Origin of the sequence: Methylobacter sp. BBA5.1 (genome assembly GCF_000746145.1) — a bacterium.
In the GTDB taxonomy this organism is placed as follows: domain Bacteria; phylum Pseudomonadota; class Gammaproteobacteria; order Methylococcales; family Methylomonadaceae; genus Methylobacter; species Methylobacter marinus.
In genome coordinates, this window is sequence record NZ_JQKS01000073.1 from 1 (window position 1) to 3,133 (window position 3,133).

General features: G+C 37.9%; 2 protein-coding genes. Both read right to left on the reverse strand.

Translation table 11 applies throughout. The features are described from left to right. On the reverse strand, window positions 1-1,176 hold a 1,176-nt coding region (locus tag EK22_RS21650; RefSeq protein WP_152565189.1), incomplete at its 3' end, for an AAA family ATPase. A gap of 352 nt (window positions 1,177-1,528) precedes the next feature. Further along, on the reverse strand, window positions 1,529-2,383 hold the full coding sequence (locus EK22_RS21655) for a DUF4238 domain-containing protein (RefSeq protein ID WP_152565190.1): 855 nt from the start codon (window positions 2,381-2,383) through the stop codon (window positions 1,529-1,531). Window positions 2,384-3,133 lie beyond the last annotated feature (750 nt).

Sequence of the window (3,133 nt, forward strand, 5' to 3'; positions counted from 1 at the left end):
AATTGCTTGAGCATTTTTGATATTTGCAAGTAATGTTTTTAGGTCGTTAACCCCAAAATAACTTATTAGCTTTTTGCTTAATTCATTCTCTTCTTGGAGCAACGATACTGCATGTCTAGAAATCCACCATGCAAACAGGGGGGAAAATAGTTCGTAGTTTGTACCATTTCTCGTTAAAAGCCCAATGGAGATGAGCTCCTTTTTTTCCATTTCATCTAAATCAAACTTGCTGTCACTCGAATCTACGATTGGCCCTTTGTAGGACTTTGCCTGAATTAGTGCTATAGCGATTAATGTTGAAGTAAATGATTGCTGATAATTGTCTTTTCTTTCGACGAATTCAAACAATCCCTTATAGAAAGAGGAAGACTGTCTATATACATGCTCTAGGAGAGTCTTAAAATTCGAATCATGTTCAATTAATCGTTGAGCCTCATATGCAAGACAATCGATTAGAAAGGGGTATCTGCCTGCATATCGAATTGCAAACTCAGCATCTACAGGAACTTGATTTGAAACTAATGAAGTAAACAGCTCTTTTGCTTGCTCGTCTGTAAGTGCGGGCACTTCTATGATATATCCACCACCAATCGATTTTGATATCACATGCCCCAAATGGATGTTTTCATAGTAATCTGGGTGAGATGTCAAAACCCGAATAAATGAAACATTTTCAATTCCCTTTTCAAAGAATACACTTTCTAGCATTCTCAAGCTTGCGTTCCATTCATGGTAGATACCTTTTCTTTGTAACCCAGCATCCATCTCATCTACTATAATAACTACACTTGAGGAAATAGACTGCGCATATTCAACTAGGGCATTAACTGCTAGCTGATTAGCACCAACAAATTCATCTAACTCGTCATCAGATTGGTTATCGAAGCCGCTGCCTGTGACCTTCGAAACAACCCCCCCAATTCTTGGTGCTTTTAAATGAAGTAGGTCTACATAACTAACATCGGCGCTATTATCATTTTTAAGCTTATTGGCTATGTATCTACATAATGCAGTTTTTCCTATGCGGTTAGGGCCTATCAATTCAATGTTTCTGCCTTCTTGAATCAATCTTTCAATTTTAGTAACACAATCCCCTCTACTAACAAATGACTGCGGTGGGACAGGTTTTCCGAACAGTATTTTTTCCATATTTGTTATTTCTATTTCTTTATTCACTTAACGCTGAGTTAATCGGACAAGCCCATCGCGGTGCTGGATAGAAACCGCGAAACTGAGAGCCCGTACGAAATTTGGGAAAGAACCAAAGGTGTGGGTTCCGATTGAGCGCCGTGTTAGACAAGCCTGTTGCTTCTGAAACATTAAATACGTTTCGGAGAAGAAAAGCTTGTATTCTCCGCCGCCTAAACTTCAAATTTTCAAGGGTTGCTTCCACTGATAAATCCAGCATAGCGAACCCGAAACTTAGATGAGAAACCCGAAGCTTGCCGGAAAATAATTCTTGAATTCTGCGCTGCTTGAGAACTCGAATACTGCAAATTTAGACGCTTCAGTTCATATGCAGCGGAAGTCATAACGACATCAACTGCTGCAAACTCTCTTCTTTACTGAAAAAGATGCTTTCATGAGCAATGCTCAATATATGACGATTGTATATTGCGACACTTTCAATATCTATTGATTGCCTTCCCCGCGGATTTTTGGTCGCGAGTAAAGCAAACTTCGGACTTAAAGGATAGTAGAGTTCGACGTCGTTGATTTCTTCGCCGTTTTTGGCGAAGAGATTATAGATGGGTTGGTCTCCAGTAATGAGCTCCTTGTCTGTGTCGTTTCTGAGTATGACTATTTCCGCTTGCTCGTATATCCAATACCCTATATTGTTAGCCAACAAAAACGACAAGACGCGGAACACTTTTTGAAAATCGCAGTTTCGAAATTCTTCAGGGACTCTTGTGCTTTCCAGGATTTTTAGTGTCGTGTTCTTTATTTTCTTGGTTCGTGTGTATTGCTGCCCTAGGAAAATACAAAAGTCTATTTTGTTTTGCTTGTTTTCTAAAACTGAAGTGTTGCCTTCTCGCAGGATATTGACAATCGAAACAACTTTCCCCTCAATTATGTTGTGAAAGTGCTCAATTCCGTTTTTGCGAACTTTTTCATTTCCCTCCGATGTGAGCAAATGGCTAAAAAGTGAACTATGATGCACTAAGTGAGAGGAGGGGGGGAATCTGTTGATTACTCTGAGAAGAAGTGTCGTTTCATTTTCGGTGAGTGGCTCCGTTTCATAAAAATATCTTTCTTGCGCAACATTTTCGGTCGATGTGTGGAATACTGAATCATTTCTCTTGCACCATATTTTTCCATTGATGGACCAAGCATCCAAGTAATGTTCCCAAACGTAGTGTTGCTTCTTAACGGTAGAAATCATGTTGTCGAGTTGTTTGAAGTTAAAGCGTGTTTGTTTAACGTAATATACGAGAGTAGATGTCCAATAATCCAATGCATTTGCCGTATCATTCCTGTTGTTTATATTTAAGCAATTGATTTGATGTCTTTCCCTGTATCCAACGCCCTAGATCATATGGATCTAATATGACATTCAGCCGAAAATTCAAAAGCGACTCTATTTTCCGTGATAATCAGATTTTAGACAATAAACTCAGGAATATTCATCGGTTCTTATCGGCCGATCTTATGATGTTTGCAATGCGACATTATTTCGTCAATTAAGAAGATGTCCGATAAGACCGTTGGGGTCGAACTGAGTAAATTAATATCTTATTCGCTATTATTTTGTCTATGTGAGATTTTTGGAACTATTATTAAATCGAATCTTAAACATAGATGATGAAGTACATTTTCGTAAGTTTGGGTTTTAAAATTCAACAACGCTGGGTGTGTAATGTACGGGTTTTGATTTGGATGCTTGGGATAAAATTTAGAGGTTGAGGTTTTTCTTGATAATTTATAGTGCAGATGCAGGATCAATTTTTTCACAATATTCTTATCATTTTACTAAGTAATTTCCTGAAATCGGGTGGCAGTTATTTACTTTGACAAAGGTTTTAAGAGTTTTAATAAGTTTTAATAAGTTTTAGACGTGAAAAAAGGTTAAAACTTGTTTATTTGCAAACACTTGAGGAAGAGAACGGTGTGTAATGTACGGATTTTGGTGTGT

What these genes read in the sequence shown, in the direction of transcription:
- EK22_RS21655 (WP_152565190.1), bottom strand. Translation starts at nt 2,383, where the DNA reads ATGATTTCTACCGTTAAGAAGCAACACTACGTTTGGGAACATTACTTG.